This is a genomic window from Jiella pacifica (genome assembly GCF_010500815.1).
GTDB lineage: Bacteria > Pseudomonadota > Alphaproteobacteria > Rhizobiales > Rhizobiaceae > Jiella > Jiella pacifica.
In genome coordinates, this window is sequence record NZ_JAAAMG010000012.1 from 68432 (window position 1) to 91241 (window position 22810).

21 protein-coding genes are annotated in these 22810 nt (G+C 69.3%); 8 read left to right on the forward strand and 13 right to left on the reverse strand.

The window, feature by feature from the left end; translation table 11 throughout:
• Position 1: 1 nt before the first annotated feature.
• The 4 genes from GTK09_RS15260 to bchI form a co-directional block, all read right to left on the reverse strand.
• Positions 2-850: a sugar phosphate nucleotidyltransferase gene (locus GTK09_RS15260; protein WP_163464036.1), complete on the reverse strand. Its 849-nt coding sequence runs from the start codon at positions 848-850 to the stop codon at positions 2-4.
• 172 nt (positions 851-1022) lie between these two features.
• Positions 1023-1922 carry an alpha/beta fold hydrolase BchO gene (bchO, locus tag GTK09_RS15265; protein ID WP_163464037.1) on the reverse strand — a complete coding sequence of 300 codons (900 nt, stop codon included), beginning with the start codon at positions 1920-1922 and terminating at the stop codon, positions 1023-1025.
• Positions 1919-3790 carry a magnesium chelatase subunit D gene (locus GTK09_RS15270; RefSeq protein ID WP_163464038.1) on the reverse strand — a complete coding sequence of 624 codons (1872 nt, stop codon included), beginning with the start codon at positions 3788-3790 and terminating at the stop codon, positions 1919-1921. Before GTK09_RS15270 ends, bchO begins: the two co-directional genes overlap by 4 nt.
• 15 nt (positions 3791-3805) lie before the next feature.
• Positions 3806-4831 (reverse strand): magnesium chelatase ATPase subunit I, encoded by a 1026-nt coding sequence (gene bchI / locus GTK09_RS15275; protein WP_163464039.1) that lies wholly within the window; start codon positions 4829-4831, stop codon positions 3806-3808.
• A 176-nt stretch (positions 4832-5007) separates the two neighbouring features.
• Here bchI and cobM point away from each other — a divergent pair, with 176 nt between their 5' ends.
• Entirely contained in the window at positions 5008-5778 is a 771-nt protein-coding gene (gene cobM / locus GTK09_RS15280) for a precorrin-4 C(11)-methyltransferase (RefSeq protein ID WP_163464040.1), read from the forward strand.
• 144 nt (positions 5779-5922) lie between these two features.
• Here cobM and GTK09_RS15285 read toward each other — a convergent pair whose 3' ends face one another.
• Together GTK09_RS15285 and GTK09_RS15290 are read right to left on the reverse strand one after the other, a co-directional pair.
• Positions 5923-6765 carry a cobalt-precorrin-6A reductase gene (locus GTK09_RS15285; protein WP_203561055.1) on the reverse strand — a complete coding sequence of 281 codons (843 nt, stop codon included), beginning with the start codon at positions 6763-6765 and terminating at the stop codon, positions 5923-5925.
• On the reverse strand, positions 6752-7876 hold the full coding sequence (locus GTK09_RS15290; protein WP_163464041.1) for a cobalt-precorrin-5B (C(1))-methyltransferase: 1125 nt from the start codon (positions 7874-7876) through the stop codon (positions 6752-6754). The genes GTK09_RS15285 and GTK09_RS15290 overlap by 14 nt, the downstream gene beginning before the upstream one ends.
• A 106-nt stretch (positions 7877-7982) precedes the next feature.
• Here GTK09_RS15290 and GTK09_RS15295 point away from each other — a divergent pair, with 106 nt between their 5' ends.
• The 3 genes from GTK09_RS15295 to cbiB are packed head-to-tail and all read left to right on the forward strand — an operon-like array spanning position 7983 to position 11382.
• Positions 7983-9329, forward strand: a complete 1347-nt coding sequence (locus GTK09_RS15295; protein WP_163464042.1) for a cobyrinic acid a,c-diamide synthase CobB — start codon at positions 7983-7985, stop codon at positions 9327-9329.
• Positions 9326-10348, forward strand: a complete 1023-nt coding sequence (gene cobD, locus GTK09_RS15300; RefSeq protein ID WP_163464043.1) for a threonine-phosphate decarboxylase CobD — start codon at positions 9326-9328, stop codon at positions 10346-10348. Before GTK09_RS15295 ends, cobD begins: the two co-directional genes overlap by 4 nt.
• Positions 10345-11382 (forward strand): adenosylcobinamide-phosphate synthase CbiB, encoded by a 1038-nt coding sequence (gene cbiB, locus GTK09_RS15305; RefSeq protein WP_163464044.1) that lies wholly within the window; start codon positions 10345-10347, stop codon positions 11380-11382. The genes cobD and cbiB overlap by 4 nt, the downstream gene beginning before the upstream one ends.
• A gap of 31 nt (positions 11383-11413) precedes the next feature.
• Here the strand turns inward: cbiB and GTK09_RS15310 are convergent, their stop codons facing one another.
• From GTK09_RS15310 to cobS, 7 genes are all read right to left on the reverse strand, one after another.
• Positions 11414-11737: a YnfA family protein gene (locus tag GTK09_RS15310; protein ID WP_163464045.1), complete on the reverse strand. Its 324-nt coding sequence runs from the start codon at positions 11735-11737 to the stop codon at positions 11414-11416.
• 173 nt (positions 11738-11910) lie between these two features.
• On the reverse strand, positions 11911-12804 hold the full coding sequence (gene bla / locus GTK09_RS15315; RefSeq protein WP_163464046.1) for a class A beta-lactamase: 894 nt from the start codon (positions 12802-12804) through the stop codon (positions 11911-11913).
• 234 nt (positions 12805-13038) lie between these two features.
• Positions 13039-13854 (reverse strand): metallophosphoesterase family protein, encoded by an 816-nt coding sequence (locus GTK09_RS15320; RefSeq protein ID WP_163464047.1) that lies wholly within the window; start codon positions 13852-13854, stop codon positions 13039-13041.
• Positions 13854-14870, reverse strand: a complete 1017-nt coding sequence (locus GTK09_RS15325) for a diacylglycerol/lipid kinase family protein (RefSeq protein ID WP_163464048.1) — start codon at positions 14868-14870, stop codon at positions 13854-13856. The genes GTK09_RS15320 and GTK09_RS15325 overlap by 1 nt, the downstream gene beginning before the upstream one ends.
• A gap of 99 nt (positions 14871-14969) precedes the next feature.
• On the reverse strand, positions 14970-16271 hold the full coding sequence (locus GTK09_RS15330) for an extracellular catalytic domain type 1 short-chain-length polyhydroxyalkanoate depolymerase (RefSeq protein ID WP_163464049.1): 1302 nt from the start codon (positions 16269-16271) through the stop codon (positions 14970-14972).
• A gap of 85 nt (positions 16272-16356) precedes the next feature.
• A complete protein-coding gene (locus tag GTK09_RS15335; RefSeq protein ID WP_376768007.1) occupies positions 16357-16767 on the reverse strand; it encodes a ribbon-helix-helix domain-containing protein in 411 nt (136 codons plus the stop codon).
• A 106-nt stretch (positions 16768-16873) separates the two neighbouring features.
• On the reverse strand, positions 16874-17740 hold the full coding sequence (cobS, locus tag GTK09_RS15340) for an adenosylcobinamide-GDP ribazoletransferase (protein WP_163464051.1): 867 nt from the start codon (positions 17738-17740) through the stop codon (positions 16874-16876).
• Between the two features lie 108 nt (positions 17741-17848).
• Between cobS and cobT the strand changes: the two genes are divergently transcribed.
• The 4 genes from cobT to GTK09_RS27815 all read left to right on the forward strand — a co-directional run bounded on the left by cobT (position 17849) and on the right by GTK09_RS27815 (position 22703).
• A complete protein-coding gene (cobT, locus tag GTK09_RS15345; protein ID WP_163464052.1) occupies positions 17849-18865 on the forward strand; it encodes a nicotinate-nucleotide--dimethylbenzimidazole phosphoribosyltransferase in 1017 nt (338 codons plus the stop codon).
• 120 nt (positions 18866-18985) lie between these two features.
• Positions 18986-19885: a 2-dehydropantoate 2-reductase gene (locus tag GTK09_RS15350; protein WP_163464053.1), complete on the forward strand. Its 900-nt coding sequence runs from the start codon at positions 18986-18988 to the stop codon at positions 19883-19885.
• Between the two features lie 188 nt (positions 19886-20073).
• A complete protein-coding gene (locus tag GTK09_RS15355) occupies positions 20074-20526 on the forward strand; it encodes a PRC-barrel domain-containing protein (RefSeq protein ID WP_163464054.1) in 453 nt (150 codons plus the stop codon).
• A gap of 314 nt (positions 20527-20840) precedes the next feature.
• On the forward strand, positions 20841-22703 hold the full coding sequence (locus GTK09_RS27815) for a flavin monoamine oxidase family protein (RefSeq protein WP_163464055.1): 1863 nt from the start codon (positions 20841-20843) through the stop codon (positions 22701-22703).
• Positions 22704-22810 lie beyond the last annotated feature (107 nt).

The following is a 22810-nucleotide window of genomic DNA, read 5'->3' on the forward strand; positions in this document are numbered from 1 at the left end:
GTCACGCCTCTCGATCGCCCGGCGTCGCCGTCGTTGCCAAGGCTGGTCGGCGAGCAGGAGCGAGCGCCCGGACGGAGGGCAGCCCGAGCGGTGCGCTCCGTCCATCCGCAGCTGGATCCGCCTCATGCGCAGATCCCTGCAGCAAAGCGAGGGCGTCGCGCAGGCCGGCTACCGTGCCGACATCGACATAGGCGGTGCCGGTCTTTACCCCGGCCGCATGGCCGCCGGCAGCGATATAGGCGTTGACGAGCGTGCCGAAATACTCGTCGATACGGCCGCGTTCGAGCCACAGGGCATGCAATGCGTGAAACACCGCACCCGGCATCTTGAAGGCCCCCCAGACCCAGTTGGTGGTGGCGTCCGGACGCTTGACCTGGACCTCCCGCACATGGCCGGCCGCATCGGTTTCGACCGCGTCGAAGACGGTCGAGTCCGCGACGGGAAACAGCAGAAACGACAGCCGGTCGTCCGGCAGGTCGCAAAATCCGTTCTGCGGCATCCAGAGCGAGTCGGGCAGGCCGACCAGAACTCTCTCTTCCGGCGCGACGACGGGAGCGGCGTGGAAGATCGCGTCGCAAAGCCCGGCCGGTTGCGGCTGGACGACATAGGCGATCGGCACGCCGTCATGGCTGCCGCCGTAATACTTCAGGATGTCGGACTTGCCCGGGCCGATGACGAAACAGAGCTTGCTCGCCCCGCCGGTGATCATCCGCTCGACCAGATACTCGCTGATCGCACAGGGGCGCTCGACGCCGCCGTCGAGCCGGCTTCCCACCGGGATGAGCTCCTTGGAGAAGGCCAGTGGCTGAATGCGGCTGCCGCGCCCTGCCGCCGGAATGATCCCCCACATACCGCGCTCCCGGTCGGTCAAGCGCGGTGCTGCAAGGGGCCGGGCTGGAAGGAAAGCGTCGGCACGCTCGGGCCGGGATGGCGCATGGGCAGGGTCTTCCTTGGCGCGGGCACGGACGCCCGTCGGATTGGCGTCAAGATGTAATCCAGGGTAGCACGCCTGCCGTGGGAATTCACGACGGTTCCACGTGTCGCGAGGACATCGCCAGAGCACGGGCGAGCACGGCTGCGACCTGCGCCGGTGCCTCCTCGTGGGCGAGATGGCCGAGGCCGGGAAGCGTCTCGACCGCGGCGCCGCGAACCATCCGTTCCACCCGCCGGGAAACCTCCGGCGGGATCGCCCGGTCCCTGGTGCCGGCCACCAGCGTCAGGGGCACGGCGAGGCGTGGCAGGTCGCGGCGCAGCCCTTCCAGATCCCAGTTCGCCATCATCGACAGGGCGCCCTCGCAATGGGCGGGCGAGGCGAACAGACGCTCGTAATAGGCGACGCCTTCGGGCGATATCGTCGAGCCGGTGCTTTCCATGAGCTGCGCGACGGCGCGGGTGTTGCGGGCCCGCCAGGAGAAGAAGCGCGGCGCCACCGGGTTGAGGAAGAGGAGCTTGGCGAGCCGCGGAAAGAGATGGGCCGCGACGCCCGGAAAGGGCAGCAGCGCGCCGTTGAGCGAGACGATCCGTTGCGGCGCGATCTGGCCGTCGAGGGCCATGCGCAGAAGGATCGCCGCACCGGCCGAATGGCCGCCGGCAAAGGCAGGCGCGACGTCGAGCGCCTTCAGCATTGCGGTGATCGCCATGCCCATGCCGGTGATCGAGACGCGGCGCCAGCGGGGGGCAGCCGTGAAGCCGTGGCCCGGAAGGTCCGGCACGACGACGCGGTAGCGATCGGCGAGGAGGGGCGCGAGGTCGCGGAAGGAATGGGTCGAGGCGCCGGTGCCGTGCAGGAGAAGCAGCGCCGGGGCGTCGTCATGGCCGAAGATCTGGACGTGGAACCGCGTGCCCCCCGCCTCGACGAAGCGACTCTTGTCGCGGTGCGGCCAGTCGCGCCCGTCGCGGGCAAAGTCGAGCGGCGCGCTCACGGCCGGCGTGTCCGGGCCGCATCGCCGCCCCGCGGCGCGGCGGCGACGGCCTCGGACAAGGCCCGCGAATCGGCGCGCGGCAGGGCGAGATAGGTCGCGCCCATGTCTGCGGCGATCTGCCGCGCCTCGGCGCTCGGCCGCTGCGAAAGGTCGATGACGAGGGCGGCGATGCCGCAGGCGCGTACCGCCCTGGCCGCCTCCTTGGCATTGGCCATCGCCTGCGGCCGGCCGGCGGCGCCGTCCCGTCCGATATTCGCCCTGCCGTCGGTCAAGAGCGCCATCAGCGGCGTGCGCCCCTCCTTTGCCGAAGACCTGGCGAGATCGAGCGCGGCGAGGATACCGCTGGCAAGCGGCGTTCCGCCGCCGGCTGGCAGTGCGGCGAGCGAGCGCTTGGCCCTGGTCAGGGACTTCGTCTCCGTGAGGAGCACGTCGGCGCGCGTGCCGCGGAAGGCAACGAGGGCGACGCGGTCCCGCCTGACGTAGCATTCCGCAAGGATGCGCTCGACGGCGCCCTTGGCCTCGGCGAGCCGGGCGAGCGCCGCCGAGCCGGAGGCGTCGACGCAGAAGATCGTCGCCGTCTCGGCCTTGCCGCGATGGCGGCGGACACGGATGTCGGACATGCGCATCTCGAGAAGCCGCGGCGGTGCGCCCGGCGCCCGCTCGGCCCGGCGGATCGCCTGCCAGGGCGCGGCGGTCCGCAGCGTCGCGAGAAGGTCGAGCCGGTCGCGGCGCGGATCGCCCTGCCGCGTTCCGACCACCCGGCCGCGCCGGGCGCGCTTGGCGAAGCTGCCGCTGCGGCCGGCCCCGGCTCGGGCGAGCGGCGGCCGCATCATGGCGGCGAGGGAAGCGAGGAGGTCGGCAGGAAGGCTCGCCGCCGCCGTCTCGACCGTCATGTCCTGGCTTGGCTGGATCTCGGAATCGTCGCGCGGCGCCTCGGGCTCCGGCGCGGGATCGTCGGGGGAAGACGGCTGCTCGTCATCGTGATCGCCGTCGTCGTCCGGCTCGTCGTGGGCATCGTCCTGCGCCTCAGGCATCGGCGGCATGGTGACCGCGCGGGGCAGGAGCACCATCCGGATCGCCGTCTCGACATCGCCGGACGAGGGACTGAGCCGCCCGCCGAGCGCTGCGGCGGCGCAGGCCGTGCGGATCGCCAGATGCGGCGCCCGCAGGGAGACGATGCCGAAGGCCATCGCCGCCTGGCAGATGGTCTCGATCGTTCCGTCGTTCGGCCGGACCGAAGCAAGGAAGTTCCGCGCCGAGGCGATTGCTTCGGCATCAAGGCCGCCGTCCGCCGCGCCGCGCGGATCGGCGCCCTCGAGCGAAATCCACAGGCCGAGCCGTTCGCAGAGGTTTTCGGGCGGCGCCTCGTCCGGCTCCATGCCCTCATCGAGCGCGACGAGGCCGATTCGCGCCGGTATCTCCCGGGAAACGCCATCCCGTTCGATCGAAATGTGGCGGCGATCGAGGGCGAGCGAAACGAGGCCGGCGGCTTCCTGCGTCATCCGCTCGGCCATGGCGGCGACCAGGACGCCGCCGTCGGTATCGGCGATCAGGCCGTTTTCCAGGACCGGCTGGCCGGTGTGGAGCGACGCGGCCAGATCGAGGCCGCCGAGGAGCGCCGCCTCGGAGATGCCGGCCGGCATCTTGCGAACCGGAATGTCGTCCGAAAGGAGCGCATGCAGGACTTGGAGTGCCGCGGCGCGTACCGGCCCGGCACGGGCGGCGAGCCGCAGTCCGATCCGGGGATCGACGGCGAAGACGGCAATGGCCGAAAGCGCCTCGCGCCAAAGGGCGGCGCCGGCCGTGGCGGTCTCGCTTCGGGCGGAAAGGGCCGAATCGTTCGCCGCGGCGGGGCGGAGCGGGGCCATATCCGCCGGGCCGCGTCAGGCGGCCGCGAGTTCGCCGACGGCGCGCTCGACGCGGGTCGTCGAGCCCGCCTCGTCGAGCGGGTCGCGGCGCAGGCGGTGGGACAGAGCGAGCGGGGCGAGCGCTGCCAGATGGCTCCAGCCGACGACGGCATCGCCGGAAAGCGCGGCGAGGGCCCTGGCGGCGCGCATCAGCGTCAGCTCGCCGCGCAGCCCGTCGGTGCCGAGGCGGATCGACAGCTGCGCCGCCTTCTCCAGCGTCGCGTCGGGGACGGCGACGCCGCGAAGGCGCCGGCGCGCGGCCAGGATTGCGTCCCGCACCTCGGCGTTGGCAGCCTCGTATTCGGCGGCAAAGCCGGCCGGATCGCGCTCGAAGGCGTCGCGCCGCTTGACCACCTGGATGCGGGTCGCAAGGTCCTGGGGCGTCCTCACCTCGACCGACAGGCCGAAGCGATCGAGAAGCTGCGGCCGCAATTCGCCCTCTTCCGGATTGCCGCTGCCGATCAGCACGAAGCGGGCGGGATGGCGGACGGACAAGCCCTCGCGCTCGACGACGTTTTCCCCCGACGCCGCGACGTCGAGGAGGAGATCGACCAGGTGGTCCTCCAGGAGGTTGATCTCGTCGATATAGAGAAAGCCGCGATGGGCCTTCGCCAAGAGCCCCGGCTCGAACCGCTTCTCGCCGGCCGACAGCGCCCGTTCGAGATCGAGAGAACCGGCGATCCGGTCCTCCGTCGCGCCGAGCGGCAGGTCGACCACCGGCACCCGCATCGCCTCGGTCTTTTGCGGGATCTGCGATTCGGCCCGCGACCGGCAGAGTTCGCAGCCCTCGTCCGGCCGGGCGGGATCGCAGTGATAGGGACAGTCCGCCGTCTCGATGTCGGGCAGGACGGCGGCGAGCGCGCGGACGGCGGTCGACTTGCCGGTGCCGCGATCGCCGAAGACGAGAACCCCGCCGATCGACGGATCCACCGCCGCGATCGACAGAGCGAGCTTCATCTGGTCCTGGCCGACGATGGCGGCGAAGGGAAACATGATCCTCATGGCCTCAAGGCTAACGGCTTTCCGGCCTCATGAGAAGCCGAGTCGGCACGAAATGACGGAAGAAGTGTCAAATAAATTGGACAGACCTCTGAGTGGCCTGAAAACGGCGATGTTGTACGGGGCCCGCGACTGTGGTCGAAGGCCAACCGAACGAAAACGAGCAGGATAGAGCAGCCATGACGGTTCATTTCATCGGCGCGGGGCCCGGTGCGCCCGACCTCATCACCGTCCGGGGCCTCAAGCTGATCGAGCGCTGCCCGGTCTGCCTGTATGCCGGCTCGCTGGTGCCGCAGGAGGTGGTGAAGGCTGCGCCCGAGAGCGCCCGGGTGATCGACACCGCGCCGATGACCCTCGACGAGATCATCGCCGAGATCGAGGCGGCCCATGAGCGGGGCGAGGACGTCGCCCGCGTCCATTCGGGCGATCCCTCGCTCTACGGCGCGATCGCCGAGCAGATCCGCCGGCTCGAGGCGCTTCAAATTCCCTACGACATCACCCCCGGCGTCCCGGCCTTCGCCGCGGCGGCGGCGGCGCTGAAGCTCGAACTGACCATTCCGGAAGTCTGCCAGACGGTGATCCTCACCCGCACGGCGATGAAATCGTCGTCCATGCCGTCGGGAGAGGAGCTTTCGACGCTGGGGCAAAGCGGCGCGACGCTGGCGATCCATCTGTCGGTGCGCAACATCCCGCACATCCAGCGCGAGCTGACGCCGCTGGACGCCTATGGCGCGGACTGCCCGGCGATCATCGCCTACCGCGTCGGCTGGGAGGACGAGGCGTTCATCCATTCGACGCTCGGGGACCTCCACCGCGCCGCCCGCGAGGCCAAGCTGACTCGGACGGCGCTGATCTTCGTCGGGCGGGCCTTGGGGGCGAAGGGATTCATCGATTCGAAGCTGTACGATGCCGGGCACGTGCATGTGCTGCGGCCGAAGCGGAAGGCTTGAGGCTGGGTAGGGGGCGTTCTGCAGGGATGCGCTGCGGCGGCGCGGCGGTTCATCCCGTCGATGCTGCGGCTGGTACCCCTGTACATCGCTTGAGAGTAGGCTGCAGAGCAGCCCAGCCGGCCTGTTCCCGCCAGAGCCAAACGCTCAGCCGAGCGCCGACACCACATCCTCCACCGTCTCACAAACTGCCCCCTCCGGCGTCTGTGGCCTTGCGATCATCACCACCGGCAGCCCCATCTCCCGCGCTGCCTCGACCTTGGCGTAGGACGCCGCGCCGCCGGCATTGCGGGTGACGAGATGGGTGACGTCGTGTTCGCGCATCAGCGCCGCCTCGGCGCGCCGGTCGGAGGAGGGACGCGCAAGGACCAGCGTCCAGCTTTCGGGAAGTGCCGGTTCGGGCGGCTCGATCATTCGGGCGAGGGGGCGGATGTCGCTGCGCCGCGTGAAGGGCGACAGATGCTGGCGGCCGAGGGCGAGGAACGGCCGGGCGCCGGCGGGCAGGGCGCGGCAGGCCTCGGCGAGACATGAAACCTTCGTCCAGCGGTCTCCCTCGACCAACTGCCATGCGGGTCGCAGCATCTTCAGCCGGCGGACGCCTGCGATATCAGCCGCCTTGGCCGCATTGCGGGCGATGCCGGCGGCGAAGGGGTGGGTGGCATCGAGCAGAACGCCGACACTCTCGGCCGCAAGGAACACGGCAAGGCCTTCCGCGCCGCCGAAGCCGCCGATACGGGTCTCGGCGTGGTCCGGGACTTGCGGCTCGCGCGTGCGGCCGGCCAGCGACAGGATGATGCGGCGCTCCGGCCAACGCTGCCGCAGGGCGCGGACGAGCGCGTTGGCGTCCGCCGTCCCGCCGAGGACGAGAATGGTCGCCTGCGGCGTCGGCCGGTCATTTGCGGCGCCATCCGCCACGGCCGGGCCGTCAGGCGTCACGCCCGCCGTGTCGACATCGGCCTTAGGCGGCGCTGAAGCGCTAAACCCTGGCAACGAGGCCTCCCTTGCGGTCCGAAACGACGATCTCGACCGAAACGCCAGAATTGCCCAGCCGTTCGAGGCTGACGGCTTTCGCCCGCCGGGCGATCTCGCCGGCCAGATCGAGCTCGGCGGCGGCCGTCATGTCCAGCACTTCCTTGGCCGTATTGGCCGAAAGGATCTGCGGTTCGAGCCGTTCGGCCGCCGCCGGATCGAGCCCGGCGAGGGCCTCGCAGAGAAAGGCGAAATCCACCTGGCTGCGGCCGGAATGAAGGTCCATCGCGCCTTGCGCGAGCTTGGTCAGCTTGGCGAAGCCGCCCGAAATCGTCAGCTTTTCCACCGGATGGGCCTTCAGATACTTGATCAGGCCGCCGGCAAAGTCGCCCATGTCGAGAAAGGCGATCTCGGGAAGGCTTGGATAGAGCCGGCGGGCGAGGTCCTCGCTGGCCGAGCCGGTCGAGCCGACGACATGGGCGAGCCCCGCCGCGCGGGCGACGTCGACGCCGCGATGGATGGAGTGGATCCAGGCCGAGCAGGAAAACGGATGGACGATGCCGGTGGTGCCGAGGATCGACAGGCCCCCGAGAATGCCGAGGCGCGGGTTCCATGTCTTTAGCGCCAGTTCCTCGCCGTTCGTGACGGAAATCTCGACGACGACGTCCGCCGGCCGTCCATGCGCCGCGCAGAGCGCTTCGACCACCTCCGTCATCATCCGGCGCGGGACCGGGTTGATCGCCGCCTCGCCGGGCGCGATCGGCAGGCCGGCCCGCGTGACGGTCCCGACGCCGGGGCCCGCCACGAAGACGACGCCTGAGCCCGCAGGCCCGAAGCGGACGGTGGCGATGATTTCGGCAAGATGGGTGACGTCCGGATCGTCGCCGGCGTCTTTGACGATGGCGGCCATGGCGCGTTCGGGGGCAGGGTCGGGTCGGAGTTCCTGCCGGTTCAGGGCAAAGCTCGGCGTCTCGCCCTTCGGCAGGCGGATTTCCACCGGGTCCGGGAAGTCGCCGGTCAAAAGCGCCGTCAGCGCCGCCCTGGTCGCGGCGGTGGCGCATGCGCCGGTCGTCCAGCCGCGGCGCAGTGGCCGGCCTTCCGGCTTGTTGGTGTCATTCGCCTCTAACCCCATTGCGCGCTTATAGCCGAGTTCCCTAAAGCTGCCACCGGCGCCCGAAGAGCTTCGGCGCGTCTTTCGGGATCGCCCGCCCTCGACGGGCCGCTTGACGGAGAAACGCTTGGCCGGGCTGATGATCGCCGCGCCGTCCTCCGGGGCCGGCAAGACGACCGTGACGCTGGCGCTGATCGCCGCGCTGCGGGCGGCCGGCCATGAGGTCGCTTCGGCCAAGGCCGGGCCGGACTATATCGATCCGGCCTTTCACGCGGCGGCGAGCGGGCGCGAATGCGTCAATCTCGATCCCTTCGCCATGCGGCCGGCCTTGATCGGGAAGCTTGCGGCGGGGCAGCGGCGCGGGGCCGACCTGTTCGTCACGGAAGCGATGATGGGCCTTTTCGACGGCGCCGCCGACGGCACCGGCTCGGCCGCCGATCTCGCGACGATGGTCGGCGCGCAGATCGTCCTCGTCGTCGATTGCGCCCGCCAGTCCCACTCGGTAGCGGCCTTGGTCTCGGGCTTTCATCACTTCCGCCCCGACACCAGGATTTCCGGCCTGATTCTGAACCGCGTCGGCTCGGACCGGCATCAGCGGATGCTGACCGATGCGCTTCGCCCGCTCGGCATCCCCGTCCTTGCCGCCCTGCCGCGCCGCGACGACCTGGCGCTTCCCGAGCGCCATCTCGGCCTCGTCCAGGCCGGCGAGCACGGGGACATTGCGGCATTCTTCGACCGGGCGGCGCGATGGATGGGCGAAAATGCCGATCTCGAAGCCTTGGCGATGCTGGCAAAGTCGGATCGAGCCGGGATCGGCGGCACGGTCGAAGCCCATCCGCCAGGCGCGGTTCCCGGCGAACCGCCCGGTGCGACGCCCCTGCCGCCGCTCGGCCAGAGGATCGCCGTGGCCCGCGACGAGTCCTTCGCCTTTGCGTATCCGCATATGCTTTCGGGCTGGCGGGAGGCGGGGGCGGAGGTGTCGTTCTTCTCCCCGCTTTCGAACGAAGCGCCGGCGGAGGATTGCGACGCCGTGTTCCTGCCGGGCGGCTATCCTGAACTCCATGCCGGCCGGCTGGCGGCGGCCGAGCGTTTTCGCGCCGGCGTGAAGCGCGCGGCGGGCGCCGGCGCGCTGATCTATGGCGAGTGCGGCGGCTACATGGCCCTCGGCGAGGGGCTGACCGATGCGGAAGGACTGCGGCACGAAATGCTCAGGCTCCTGCCGCTCGAAACCAGTTTTGCCGAAAGGCGGCGGCATCTCGGCTATCGCCGCCTGACGCCGCTCGAAGGATCACCCTTCGGCGAAGGAGAGCTGGTGGGCCACGAATTCCACTATGCGACGACCGTGTCGGAGCGGCGCGATCGAGCCGCTCCGCTTTTCGCCGTCCGCGACGCCGCGGGCGTCGATCTCGGCTGCACGGGGCTTGCCGCCGGCCGCGTCATGGGCTCCTTCTGCCACGTGATCGACCGGCGATGACGGAAGACGGCGCCTATGTCCATGGCGGCGGTCTCGACGCCGCCATCGCCCGCTTCGGCGGCAGCCGGGCCGACTGGCTCGACCTGTCGACCGGCATCAATCCGTCGCCCGTCGCGCTTCCAGAGCTTGATCCGGAAGTCTGGGCCCGGCTGCCCGATGCCGGGCTTCAGGCACGATGCATCGAAGAGGCCCGCGGCGCTTATGGCGCGCCGGAGGAGGCCGGCATCGTCGCGGCGCCGGGCAGCCAGGCGCTGATCTCGCTGCTGCCCTTCCTGCTGCCGAGGGGCGAAGTCGCGATCCTCGAGCCGACCTATGGCGAGCACCGCGCGAGCTTCGAGGCGGGCGGCCACCGTGTCAGCGGAGTGGAAACGATCGCGGACCTGACGGACGGGGCGCAAGTCGTCGTCGTCGTCAACCCCAACAATCCCGACGGGCGGCGGACGGAGCGCCCGGCGCTCGTCGCCCTTCTCGGCGAGATGCGGCGGCGCGGCGGGCTGCTGGTCGTCGACGAGGCCTTCGCCGACGCGGCGTCCGACCTATCAATCGCCGACATGGCAGGAGAGCCGGGCCTGTTGATCCACCGCTCCTTCGGCAAGTTCTACGGCCTCGCCGGCGTCCGGCTCGGCTTTGCGCTGACGACCCCGGCGCTCGCCGGGAACCTCGCCCGGCGCCTCGGCCCCTGGGCGGTCAGCGGCCCGGCGCTCGCCATCGGCGCGGCGGTGCTGTCGAGCGAGACGGTGCGGGAAAGGATCGCCGGGGAGGTGCAGGCCCAGGCGCAGCTTCGAAACCGGGTGCTGGCCGAGGCGCGCTTCAACCTCGTCGGCGAGACGCCACTCTTCGCGACCGTCGAGACCTCTGGCGCTGGCGCCGTCTTCGAAGCCCTCTGCCGGCGTCAGATCCTCACCCGGCCGTTCGCCTATCGGCCAAACTGGCTGCGCTTCGGCAACCCGAAGGACGAAACCGAGGCGGCAAGGCTAGCTGGCGCGCTTGCCGACACCGCGCGGGAGAGGCGCCCGTGATCGCGCGGCTCGCCATCCTCCTCGCGGCCCTGGTGCTCGACCGGCTGGTCGGCGATCCGCCCTGGCTTTGGCGGGCCGTCAAACACCCCATCGCGGTGATCGGCGAGGCAATCGACGCGCTCGATAAGCGCCTCAACCGGCCGGACTTCACGGGCGAGACCCGCCGGCGCGCGGGCTTCCTCACCCTCGGCCTGTTGCTGCTGGCAGCGCTGATCCTCGGCGGCTTCGTCTCGGCATTGTGCGAGGCCTTCGGCTTTCTCGGCATGCTCGTCGAGGCGGTGTTCGTCGCGGTCTTCCTCGCCCACAAGAGCCTCGTCGATCACGTGCGCGCCGTCGGAACCGCGCTTCGGCAGGGGGGGCTGGCGGAAGGACGGAGGGCGGTGGCGATGATCGTCGGGCGTGATCCGAACCAGCTCGACCAGCCGGGTATTATTCGGGCGGCGATCGAGAGCCTGGCCGAAAACGCCTCGGACGGCGTCGTCGCCCCGGCCTTCTGGTATCTGGCCTTCGGCCTGCCCGGGCTCCTCGCCTACAAGGTCGTCAATACCGCCGATTCGATGATCGGCCACATGGACGAGCGCTATCGCGACTTCGGCTTTGCCTCGGCCAGGCTCGACGACTGGATGAATTTCTTGCCCGCACGGGGGACGGCGCTGCTGTTCGCCATGGCGGCGCAGCTGGGCAGGTGGGGGCAGACGGCCCGCGGCGACGCGGGCGGCACGGCAGCCGGCCCCCGACCCACCATCAGGGGCACCTTCTCGCAGGTGATGACGATCACCCGGCGGGACGCGAAGCTGCATCGTTCGCCCAATGCCGGCTGGCCGGAAACGGCGATGGCGGCAGCTCTCGGCCTCTCCCTCGGCGGCCCGCGCCGCTACCGCGACCTCATCGTCGACGCGCCGCAGCTGAACCCGGAGGGCCGCCGCAGCGCTGATCTCGACGACCTCGCCCGCGCGATCACGCTGTTCGAGCGGGCGATGGGGATCATGCTGGCGGTGATCGTCCTGGCGCTCGTGGTGGCGCTGCCGGCATAGCGCTTTATCAGCGGACCGGCAGCCGCTCGCTTCAGCCCGTTCGTGGGCCCCACAGGATGACGGCCGCACCAACAAGGCAAATTGCGCCGCCAGCAACGTCCCAGCGGTCGGGCCGGGTGCCCTCGACGAGCCACAGCCAGGCGAGGGATGCGACGATGTAGACGCCGCCATAGGCGGCGAAGGCGCGCCCGGCCTGTTCGCTCGGGGCGAGCGTCAACAAATAGGCGAACAGGCAGAGCGAGGCGATGGCCGGCGCCAGCCAGAAGACCGACTTTCCGAGACGCAACCAGGCCCAGAAGCCGAAGCATCCGGCGATTTCGGCGAGCGCGGCTGCGATATAGGCGAAAGCGGTCATTGCGCCCGTTTGGCACTTGGCACGAAGGGGCGCAATGCCGGCGTTCGGGCTCCTCTCTGCGGTCGGCGGCCGGTTTGGTCGCCCACGGATGATCGTATCGCCGGATCCCGCCGCTCGTTCGTTTCAAAGGGCACCGCGGTGCCGTGGTGATCCTGCGAAGCTGCGGCCGCGCCTCAGCGTGGCAGCGAAGCGGCGATCGCCTTGCCGATGTCCGCGATCGCGGCGCTGCGCGCCTCCATCGAGGCTTCCGTCCCGGTCAGATAGATCGCCGCGACGATCGGCCGGCGCTCGGGCGGCCAGGCGACGGCGACGATCGAGCGAGAGCCGTGTCCGCCCGCGCCGGTCCTGTCGGCGACCTTCCAACTTTTCGGGAATCCGGCCCGCAGCAACGGATCGCCGACCTTGTTGCCGACGAGCCAGCGCTCCAGCTGCCGGCGCGACTTCGGCGAGAGAGCGTCGCCGAGGACCAGCTTCTCGAGGCTCCGTGCGGCGGCCTCCGGGGTCGTCGTGTCGCGGGGATCGCCGGGGGTCGCCTCGTTCAGCGTCGGCTCGGTCCTGTCGAGGCGCGTCTCCGCGTCGCCGATCTGCCGCATGAAGCGGGTCACGCCGTCCGGCCCGCCGAGACTTTCGATGACGAGATTGCCAGCGGTGTTGTCGCTCATCGTCATGGCGGCGTCGCAGACCTCGCCGAGCGTCATGCCGGTCTCGATACGGGTCTCCGTGACGGGCGAATAGGTGACGAGATCGTCGGCGGTGAAGGTGATCTGCTGGTCGAGCGCAGCCTCGCCCGCATCGACGCCGCCGAGAACGGCGGCGCAGGCGAAGGCCTTGAACGTGCTGTTGAGCGGAAACCGCTCCTGCGCCCGGACGGACCATGTCTTGCCGGACCGGGTGTCGACGATCATCGCGCCGACGCGGGCGCCGAGCTCGCTTTCGGCTTTTGCGATCGCGGTGGTAACGAGGTCGTCCTGCTGGCCCGATTGGGCATGGGCAAGAGGGGCGACGGTGAAAGCGAGAAGAGCGCCGATGGCCGACAGGAGCCTTGGACGCAGGATCGACGAGAACATGGATGTCACCCTGACGATGATCGGAGGAATTGCCCGGCGTCCATCGCAGCGGAGACAATCGCGAGCAAGGCGATTTCTCTCACGTGGAAAATCCGGCATTTGAAGCAAAATCTTAAGGAATCGATGGGGCGCCGGTCTTGGCGAGTGGCGGGTGATTGTCCAGGAGAAGCTCCGGCTGTGTCCGGCATTCGACCGCCCGTTGCCAGCCGTTTGAAGGGGCTGCCGCGGTCGGTGCTAAGTCGATTGCTGCGCCGTCCACGCCCCGTCCCGCCATTCACGGACCTTCACGGCGATCTTCCCGTCGGCGATGGTAATCGCGTTATAGGCGTTCGGTTCGCCGCGCAGCCGTGTCGAGATGGCGCTCGCCGCCTGGGCGACGATGAGCGGCGCCTTCTCCGCCCGTCGCTCGCCCGACGTCGTCGGCTTCCAATCGCGCACCTCTCCCGGCAGGGCGTGCTTGCGCTGGTAGGTCAAATGGAAATGGCCGGAGAGGACGAGCCGGACGCCGAGCTCGGCGAAGGTCTGGAGCGCGAGATCGGCGCGCTTGACCGTCTTCATCGCGAAGGGCGTCTCGGGCAGCATCAGCGGGTGATGGGCGACGACGACGCGAATGGCGGCGGGGTGGCTCGCGGCAAAGCGTTCCTCCAGGCCGCCGATCTGATCGCGGCTGAGGGAGCCATGCGCCCAGTTCAATCCGAGGCGCATGCGCCGCGAGGTCTTCAGGCCGGCGATGGCGACGCCGTTCATCTCGACGAAGGGCTCGAGTTCCTCGCTGATGAAGCGGCGGTAGAGACCGTAAGGGTCGACGAGGCGGCGGGCGATGTTCCTGGCCGGCACATCGTGATTGCCGGGGATGCAAAAGGTCGGCAGGCCGAGCTCCTGCAGGAATTCCTCAGCCTGACGGAATTCTGACTTGGTGCCGTCCTGGGTGAAATCGCCGCTGACAATAACGAGATCGGGAGCAAGCCGCTTCACGTCGGCGGCAAGGTCTTCGGCCGCCTTCGAATCATGACGGCCGAAATGGAGGTCGGAAAGATGGGCGAGGAGCATCAGGCCGCGACCTCGCTCGTGGCGCGTGTCGCGCTCGCCGCTTCGATCGCCAGCGGCGCGAGGACCCTGAGGGCGCCCGGATGGATCTCGAAGCGCAGGGGCGAACCCAGCTTCATCACCTCGCCGTCGATCATCACCCGCACGCGCTTGTCGTGCCGCGTCCTGACGTCGACGCGCATTGCTTCGCGTTCGCTCAGCGCCTCGTCCTTGCGCCAGCGACCGATCATCATTCCCGTCGACAGCCGCAGGACGTCGCTGAGCGTCAGATGCTTCAGCGCGTAGACCGTCAGATGCCCGCGGTCGAGCCGGGCGCGCGAGAAGAACCGGCCGAGCCCTTCATCGTAGGCGTTGTTGGCGATAGCGAGCGCCCGCACCTTGATCTCTTCCTGCGGTCCGTCGTCGAGGCGAAGCGAAAGTCGGTGATGGGGCGGCTTCGCCAACCGGCTGAGGAAATAGCGCAGGAAGCGTGCGATCGATTTCAGATCGCGATGGCTGCGGAGTTCCTCCCGCTTGGCGGCGACGGCAGGGGCGAAGCCGATCACCACCTTGTGGAGGAAGATCCGTCCGTTCACCATGCCGACGTCGATCTGCCGCGGCTGCATCAAGCCGATGGCGGCGATGGCTTCGTCTAGATCGAGCGGGATCTCGAGGTCGCGGGCAAGCAGGTTGGCGGTGCCGAGCGGCAGGACCGCGAGGGTCTTGCCGGTCCTTGCTTCCGCCTCGATGATCGCCGTGGCCAGCGCCGTCGCGGTGCCGTCGCCGCCAGCCGAGACCACGATCTCCGCGTCGCTCTCGATGGCGCGCCGGATGCGCTCCTCGAAGGGGCTCCCGCGGTCCGCATCGATGGTGACGGAAGCGGCGCCGATCGCCTTCAGCCCGGACTCGATCGCCGCGCAGATCGTCTCGCCGCCATCCTCCGCGCTGCCGGCCTTGGCATTGAGGACGACGTGAAAGCTGCGCGGCGACACGCCTGCAGCTGCGTCTCCCGGCATGGCGGGAAGGTGGGTGGTATCCAAGCGGATCCTCGCGAGCCGTGACGATGCTTCAGACAACGCCGCTAGACCTGAGGCGTTGCACTGCGATGACGGCTTCGGCCGGTTTGTTTTCGAGGCCGCTCAGTCGGCCACGGCAAGGAAGAAGCGCAGCATCTCGCGGCTGGCATCCGGGCCGGCCGGCAGGGTGTAGGTGCCCTCCGCGCTGCCGCCGGACCAGGCATGGCCGGCGCCGTGGATGCGCCAGCTTTCCAGCCGCTCGCGGCCGTCCGCTTCACGGTGGACGGTGCGAGTATAGGCGACGCCGCCGGGCGAGACGCCCTCGCTCGTCACCGCCGTCGAGCGAGTGCCCGCCCGTGCCTGCTCGATCACGCCCTCGCCATTGACCGGCGCGACGGTGGTGTCGCGGTCGCCGTGGAAGACGATGGTCGGCACGACCTTGTCGCCGGCCTCGACCGGGGCGCCGCCGCGCATGGCGGCAAAGGCCGAGCCCATGTCCCTGGCGGCGCCGCAGGCAAGGCCGGAATGGACGCCGACGGCTGCGAACAGCTCCGGATAGCGCTGGCCCATGATCGCCGCCGCGGCGCCGCCCGCCGACAGGCCCGCGACGAAGACGCGGTCCGGATCGATGCCATGTTCGGCGGCGATCTCACGGGTGATCCCGGCGATCAGCGCCGGCTCGCCGCCGTCTCGACGCTGGTCGCGCGGCTCGTACCAGTTCCAGCATCGTTGCGCGTTGGCGCGCTGGGTCTGCTCGGGATAGGCGACGAGGAAGCCGAACTCCTCGGCGAGCGCGTTCATCCGGGTGCCGGCGGCGAAATCGTCCGGCGACTGGGTGCAGCCGTGCAGCATGACAACGAGCGGCGCGGGCGAACCCTCGTGGCGGGCTGGGACGTAGAGCTTGTAGTCGCGGCTGCCCGCCGGCCCTTGATGCGAGCGCGTCTCGAAGCGCGCGCCGTCCGGCACGGGGAGCGAGGGGGCGGACTGCCCGAGACCGGTCAGGCCACCGAGATCCGGCATGGCGTTGCCGATCAGGTCGGACCAGAGATTCTTGCCCCGGGGCAAGCCGGAGATGGCTGCCGCCGGATCCGGCTTCGCCGGTTCGGCCGGATGCGCCGCAGGGGCGGACGAAGCGGGTTGACGCCGCGCCGTGCCGGCCGGGCGCCTGGTCGCGGGTTCGCCGGCGGCCGACCATGTGCCGCCGGCGCCGCTCTGCGGCCGCTCGAGATCGAGAGTGGCGCGATGCCGCGACGGGTGGTCGGAATTCCGGGGGACGGGTTCGGAGCCCGGCGCTTCTTCCCTGCTCTCAGGACCGGTCCTCTCCCCCGCAGCGCCGCCACGCAGCAGCCGCATCGCCTCCTTCAGCCGGCCTTCGCGGGTCAACCGGGTCACTTCCTGCATGTCGACGTTGGGGAAGGCGTTCATGATGATGGTCCGATGTTGAGAAGAATTGCCACGACGCGGGGACGGGCGGCTCTTCGCTGGAAAGGAAAGGGGGGCCTCGCGGAAGTCAACGGATGCGATCCCTCAGCGCGGCCTTGACGGTGGCCGGCGCCTGAAGCGCTCCGAGGACTTCGAGCGAGGCGATTGTTTCGATGGCGAGTTCCGGCGAGACGTCGTCGGCGATCACGGCGAGGCCGAGTACCTGGATGGCGAGACGTTTGCCGGCGGCCCTGGCGGTTTCGAGATCGGCGCGGCTGTAGCGCCGGACACCGAGTTCGATGGCGCGGCGCTCGACGGTCTTGCGCATCGCGTCGTCGTGCCGCGACAACTGGTTGCGGATGGCAGTCCGGATGAAATCGGTGCGATTGGCGTAGAAGCCCTCCTGCACCATCAGGTCGATCTGGCCGAGGTCGACATGGCCGAGATTGATGGTGATCTTCTCGCTGTCGACAATCCTGGTCTTGGGCTCGTGCGGCACGATCATCTCCTCACCATCCGTTTGGATGGTATATGGATGGCTATGCTGCGGTGCACAAGAGATCCTTTGCACAAAGGGCCTGGCACTCCCTTTGGTTGCTCGCTCGTTAGCTGCCTACCGAGAACCCCAGGAGAACCGCCATCTCGCAAAGCTGCTGGGCCGCGCCGAGGCAGTCGCCGGTCTGGCCGCCGATCCGGCGACGGATGAAGCGGCGGAAGAGAGCGAGGGTGACGGCGGCAAGGGCCGCAGCGGCGAGCGTCGGGACGAGGCCGGCGAGCGGCGAAGCGAAGCAAAGCGCGATCGCTGTGCCGATGAGAAGCGACGTCCAACCGTTCTGCCGCGACGGCCGGCCGGCCCGGGCGGCGAGCCCAGTTTGCGTCGCCGGCATGGTAAGCGCCCAAAAGGCCGCCATCGCCCCGCGGCTCGCGGCGGCGGCTGCAAGGATGGCGGCAGCGGCGAGCAGCGGACGGGTGGCGCAAAGCTCGGCCAGGAGCGCCGCGCGCAAGGCCAGCGAAAGCACCAGCGCGATTGCTCCGTAGCTGCCGACGCGGCTGTCGTGCATGATCTCGAGGGCGCGATCCTTCGGCTGATGGCCGAACAGCCCGTCGGCGACGTCGGCGAGCCCGTCCTCGTGCAGTGCTCCTGTCATCGCGACGAGGCTGGCGAGGGCGAGGAGGCCGCTGACCAGGGGCGACAGGCCGAGAGCGGGAAGGACGACGAGGAGGATCGCTGCGGGCGTCGCAACGATGAGGCCGACTAGCGGAAAGGCATAAGCGTCGTCGCCGAGCTGGTAGCGCCGTGCTTGCCTCGCTCCGCGGTCGCCGATGCCCGGCGCGTCGATCGACGCATTTTCGGGGGATCGGGCGTTCGCCGGGCCGCCCTGGCTCTCGAAGACCCGGCTGGAAATGCTAAGCCGCGTGAGAAAGGCGGCGGCCCTGAGCGTCGCCTCGAAGAGTGCCCTCGGCTGATGCAACTTGCGTCCCCCGTTCCCGGCGTTCTGCCCGGCTTCGCTTTTCCGGGCGGGCGATCGGCGATATGGACGGCCGTCCGCCGGCACCGGCTGAACACCAAGGAGCATGCGATGTCCACCACTGGTCTTCCCTTCGACGACATCCGCGATCTCGTCCGCACCATGCCGGGACCGGATGGCGCGGCGGTCCATGCGGCGCGCCACCGGGAGGAGGAGTTGACCAAGCCGGCCGGCTCGCTCGGCCGGCTCGAGGAACTGGCGCAGTGGCTCGCAGCCTGGCAGGGGGGCGCGCCCCATGTCGATCGGCCGCTGGTGGCGGTCTTCGCCGGCAATCACGGCGTGACAAGGAAGGGCGTCTCGGCCTTTCCGCCGGAGGTGACGGCGCAGATGGTGGCGAACTTCGCGGCCGGCGGGGCGGCGATCAACCAGATCTGCGCGACCTACGATCTGTCTCTCAAGGTCTACGATCTGGCGCTGGAGATTCCCACCGAGGACTTCACCGAAGACGCCGCGATGGACGAGCGGACCTGCGCCGCGACCATGGCCTTCGGCATGGAAGTGCTGATGGACAAGCCGGATCTCCTGTGCATCGGCGAGATGGGCATCGGCAACACGACGGTCGCCGCGGCGATCTTTGCCGCGCTGTTCGGCGGGACGGGCGCAGACTGGGCCGGCGCCGGAACGGGAATGGGCGGGGACGCGCTGGCGCGCAAAGCGGCGGTGATCGATTGGGGCCTCGCCTTCCACAAGGGGCATCTGTCCGATCCGCTCGAAGTGCTGCGGCGGCTGGGCGGCCGCGAGATCGCCGCGATGGCCGGGGCGATCCTCGGGGCGCGGCACCAGAAGGTTCCGGTGATCGTCGACGGCTTCGTCGCCACGGCCGCTGCCGCGGTGCTCCACAAGCTCGATCCGCGGTCGCTCGACCACTGCCTGTTCGGCCACGTCTCGGCCGAGCAGGGGCACATGAAGGCGCTCGAAAAGATGGGCAAGGTGCCGTTGCTGGCGCTGGGCATGCGGCTCGGCGAAGGCACAGGCGCGGCGCTCGCCGCCGGCATCGTCAGGGCCGCCGCCCGCTGCCACCGCGACATGGCGACCTTCGCACAGGCCGCCGTGTCGAACCGGGATTGAGGGCGGGGCCCGAGGGCGAGGCGGACCGCGCGAATTCCGGGTGGCTCGCCGTCATGGCTTCGGCGAGTATGTTGCGGTGCAGGATCGGCAGGTCTGGTCGACGTATGACGAGGTGACACGATGAAAGCGGTGGTGATCGGAGCCGGGGCGATCGGCGGCTATCTGGCGGCGATGCTGGACGAGGCAGGCCACGACGTGTCGCTCTGCGTGCGGACGCCCTTCGACGAACTGACGCTGGAGGAGGACGGCGAGGTCCGCAAGGTCGCGGCCAAGATCGTCGCCGAACCGGGCGAACTGAACGATGGCGCCGGCCCCGTCGATCTCGTGGTCGTCGCCACCAAGGCGCAGGACACCGGCAGCGCCCGGCCCTGGCTCGAGGCTCTCGTCGGCCCGCAGACGCTCGTCCTCATGGCGCAGAATGGTGTCGAGCACGAGGAGCGCGTGGCGGCGTTCGAGCTTTCCGGCTCGGTCGTCCCCTCGATCGTCTACATCGCCGCCGAGCGGGTCGCGCCGGGGCGGGTGGTCCACCACTACAGCAGCCGGATGGTGCTTCCGGACGACGCAGCCGGCCGACGGGTCGCCGGGTATTTCTCCGGAACGAAGCTGACCGTCGAGATCGAGCCGGAATTTCTCACCGCCGCCTGGCGAAAGCTTCTTTCCAATGTCGTCGCCAATCCGGTCACCGCGCTGACGCTGCGCCGCATGGGCGTGTTTCGGGACGAGGCGATCCGGCAATTGGCGATAACCCTTCTGGCGGAAGCGATCGCGGTGGGCCGCGCGGCAGGGGCGAAGTTCGGCGACGACGAGCACGAGCGCCTCTTGAACCAGTATGCCCGTGCCAATCCGGACAGCGGTTCGTCCATGCTCTACGACCGGCTGGCCGGCCGGCCCCTGGAGCATGAGTATCTGACCGGGGCGGTGGTGCGCGCCGGCGAGCGCCACGGCGTCGCGACGCCGCTCAACGCGGCCATCCTGGCGCTCTTGTCGGCCGTCGACCGGACGCCGATCGGACGCTCCTGACGCTCGTTCGAAAGCATGCGCGCGAGGAGCCGGGAGCGGCGTGCCGTGCGGCCTTCCCGGGGAACCTTAGCCGGGTGGGGCGGTTGCGTAAGCAGGGGCGTCGTCGGGCAGACCTGGCTATGCCGACGGTGCCCACCGGTCTCGATCCCCGCGAACCGATCGTGCGAACCACCGCGAACCATGGAGCCTTGCTTGAATCCCTTCTTTCCGCTGCCCTCGCCACGGCACTTCTCGCCGGAACCGCCGGCCACGCTTTCGCGCAGGACGCCAATACGGCCGCGCCCGCAGCCTCCGGACAGTCCGCCAACGGAACGGCGCAGGTCGACGCGCAAGCGGCAAGCGGTGTGCTTGCGGTGATCGACAGGGACGAGGTCCCGGTGCCGCAGCTGAACCTGATGGTCGATCAGGTCGACGACATGGATGTCGTAGGGCCGAACGGCGAGGCCGTAGGTGAGGTGGACGACGTGCTCGGCGACGCCAACGGCAATGCCAAGGCGATCTCCGTCGAGGTCGGCGGTTTCCTCGGCATCGGCGAGAAGACGATTATCCTGATGCTCGACGACGTCTCGCTCGACATGGGGCGGATCAAGACCGCGCTGACCAAGGAGCAGATCGAAAAGCTCCCGTCTTTCGGCGGCTGAGTGGGCGGGGGCGGACGATTGTCGCGATCGGCGGGCGATGGACCGATGTCGGTTGCCTCGCCGCCGCCGGTGAGGCGTAGCGGGTGATGATCGCCCGCAGTCTGCTGTCTGGTGCTGGTGATCGCACGGCAATGCAACTTTTGATTTACATCATCATTCCCCACCGCTAGATTCTGAAGGATACCAACTTCAGATCATGCCCTGAACGTCGATCTCGGGGACGCGCTGCGGTCCTCCGCCAGGACGTCCTTCGAGGAGCTTCCCGTCATCGAAGTGCGGGCGAAAGCGACGTTGCCGGGTGGTGGAGGATTGCCATGTCGATCGTCATTTCCCGTCGCGCGGCGTTGCGCGCCATGACGGCGCTGGCCGGCGCCGCGGCGGCTTGGCCTGCCATCCGGCCCGGGCGCGCCGTCGCGGCCTCCGCATTGCCGGTCAAGCCGGATCTTCCACAAGGTTTCGGCAACGGCAGGTCGGTCGCGATCATCGGCGCCGGCGTCGCCGGGCTGACCGCCGCCCGCATGTTGGCGAAGGCCGGCTTCCGGGTCCAGGTCTTCGAGGCCGACGATCGCTATGGCGGCCGCAGCCTGACGGCCCGGCCGAGCAACGAGGACTACAAGGATTGGTGGTTCGCAAAGTACAATCCGGACAAGCTGTTTCCGGCCATGTACGCCGACCGCTATCAGGAGGTGCCGCAAAGCCCGGCGCCGGAGCTGCAGGTCTGCGAGTTCATGGACGACGCCTGGGCCGCGGACAAGGACGGCGGCGATCCCGTCGAACTGTTCCTCAACGCCGGGCCGGGGCGCATCCCGTCCAACCACGTCAATCTCATCGCGCTGTGCAAGGAGATCGGCGTCGCGCTGGAGCCCTACATCTTCCAGTCGATGTCCAACCTCATGCAGAGCCCGGACTTTGCCGGCGGCAAGCCGGTTTCCTTCGCCCAGATCACCTACAGCCTCTACGGCGAGATGGGCGAGATGATGTACAAGGTTGCCCGCGAGGGGGCGGCTCTCAAGGGCGACCCGGCGCTCGTCAACGACACGCGGCTGCAGAATCTCTATCGGGTCTTCGGCGCCTTGACCACGGACGGCCGCTTCGAGACGACGACGCGCCTCGGCTTCAGCGAGATTCCCGGCGGCTGGCGCGACGGCGGCACGATCCGTCCGCCGGTCGATCTCGAAGCCATTCTCAATTCCGGCTTCATCGGCGATGCCGACGCCAATCCCGAACTGTCGCCGGGGTCCTACCTGTTCAACGGGTTCAACATCGACTGGCAGCCCTCGCTGATGCAGCCGGTCGGCGGCATGGACCGGATCTGGCAGCAACTCCTCCTGCAGAGCGTGCCGGCGACCGCGCTTTGGCCGGAGGGTCGCGCCGCGGAGGATCCGAAGGTCGGCGATCTCGTCCAGCTTGCCGCTCCCGTCATCGGCATCGACCCGCAGGCGGACGGCGTCGTCGTTTCCTATCAAGTGGAGGGGCAGGGGACGCAGGAAGAGCGCTTCGACTTCTGCATCTCGACCGCTGCGCCGTCGCTCCTGCGCAATCTTCTGCCGGGCAACAACCAGCTCCCCGCCGCCTTCAACCGCGGCCTGGAGGCGTTCTCGCAGACCGGCCACTGGGAAAACGATCCGACCCCCGATCTCTGGACCCCGGCGATCAAGGTCGGCTGGCAGGGAAAGTCGCGGTTCTGGGAGACGGGCGACCAGATCTATGGCGGGATTTCCTGGACGACCGACATCATCGGCCAGATCTGGTATCCCTCCGAGGACTTCAACGCCCATACGGGCATCCTGACCGGCGCCTACAACCGCGGCGAACGGGCCGTGGACTATGCCAGGCAGGACAACGCCGCCCGTCTGGCGACGGCCCGCCAGGGGCTCGGTCTGCTGCATCCCGGCCAGGAGGAAGCCGTCGGCAACGGCCTATCGATCGCCTGGCAATACATGCCCCATCAGGTCGGCGGCTGGGCCTCCGACACCGCCTCCACCAGCCCCGACGTCTATCAGGACATCACCACCTTCGACCCGAACGGCCGCTTTTTTTGCGCCGGCGACACCTGGAGCTATTGGCCGGGTTGGCAGGAGGGCTCGGTGACCTCGGCCTATTGCGCGGTCTACGCGATTGCGCGGAGTATGGACGCGGCGACCTATGCGGACTGCGCGTGTTTCGGGGAGGGGTGAGGGGGCGGTGCCCCAGAGGCAAAAGTTCTCCCCAACCGAGCGTGAACTCGAGCGTGCTTCCGTACATTCCATCAGTTGGAACTGTCAGACAAAGACCATCTTACCAC

Coding starts and splice junctions, on each gene's coding strand:
- cobD (WP_163464043.1), top strand. CDS start 9,326: ATGACGGAAGACGGCGCCTATGTCCATGGCGGCGGTCTCGACGCCGCC.
- cobT (WP_163464052.1), top strand. CDS start 17,849: ATGTCCACCACTGGTCTTCCCTTCGACGACATCCGCGATCTCGTCCGC.
- GTK09_RS27815 (WP_163464055.1), top strand. CDS start 20,841: ATGTCGATCGTCATTTCCCGTCGCGCGGCGTTGCGCGCCATGACGGCG.
- bchI (WP_163464039.1), bottom strand. CDS start 4,831: ATGAGGATCATGTTTCCCTTCGCCGCCATCGTCGGCCAGGACCAGATG.
- cobM (WP_163464040.1), top strand. CDS start 5,008: ATGACGGTTCATTTCATCGGCGCGGGGCCCGGTGCGCCCGACCTCATC.
- GTK09_RS15260 (WP_163464036.1), bottom strand. CDS start 850: ATGTGGGGGATCATTCCGGCGGCAGGGCGCGGCAGCCGCATTCAGCCA.
- GTK09_RS15320 (WP_163464047.1), bottom strand. CDS start 13,854: ATGCTCCTCGCCCATCTTTCCGACCTCCATTTCGGCCGTCATGATTCG.
- bla (WP_163464046.1), bottom strand. CDS start 12,804: ATGTTCTCGTCGATCCTGCGTCCAAGGCTCCTGTCGGCCATCGGCGCT.
- GTK09_RS15330 (WP_163464049.1), bottom strand. CDS start 16,271: ATGAACGCCTTCCCCAACGTCGACATGCAGGAAGTGACCCGGTTGACC.
- GTK09_RS15290 (WP_163464041.1), bottom strand. CDS start 7,876: ATGGGGTTAGAGGCGAATGACACCAACAAGCCGGAAGGCCGGCCACTG.
- GTK09_RS15350 (WP_163464053.1), top strand. CDS start 18,986: ATGAAAGCGGTGGTGATCGGAGCCGGGGCGATCGGCGGCTATCTGGCG.
- GTK09_RS15270 (WP_163464038.1), bottom strand. CDS start 3,790: ATGGCCCCGCTCCGCCCCGCCGCGGCGAACGATTCGGCCCTTTCCGCC.
- GTK09_RS15310 (WP_163464045.1), bottom strand. CDS start 11,737: ATGACCGCTTTCGCCTATATCGCAGCCGCGCTCGCCGAAATCGCCGGA.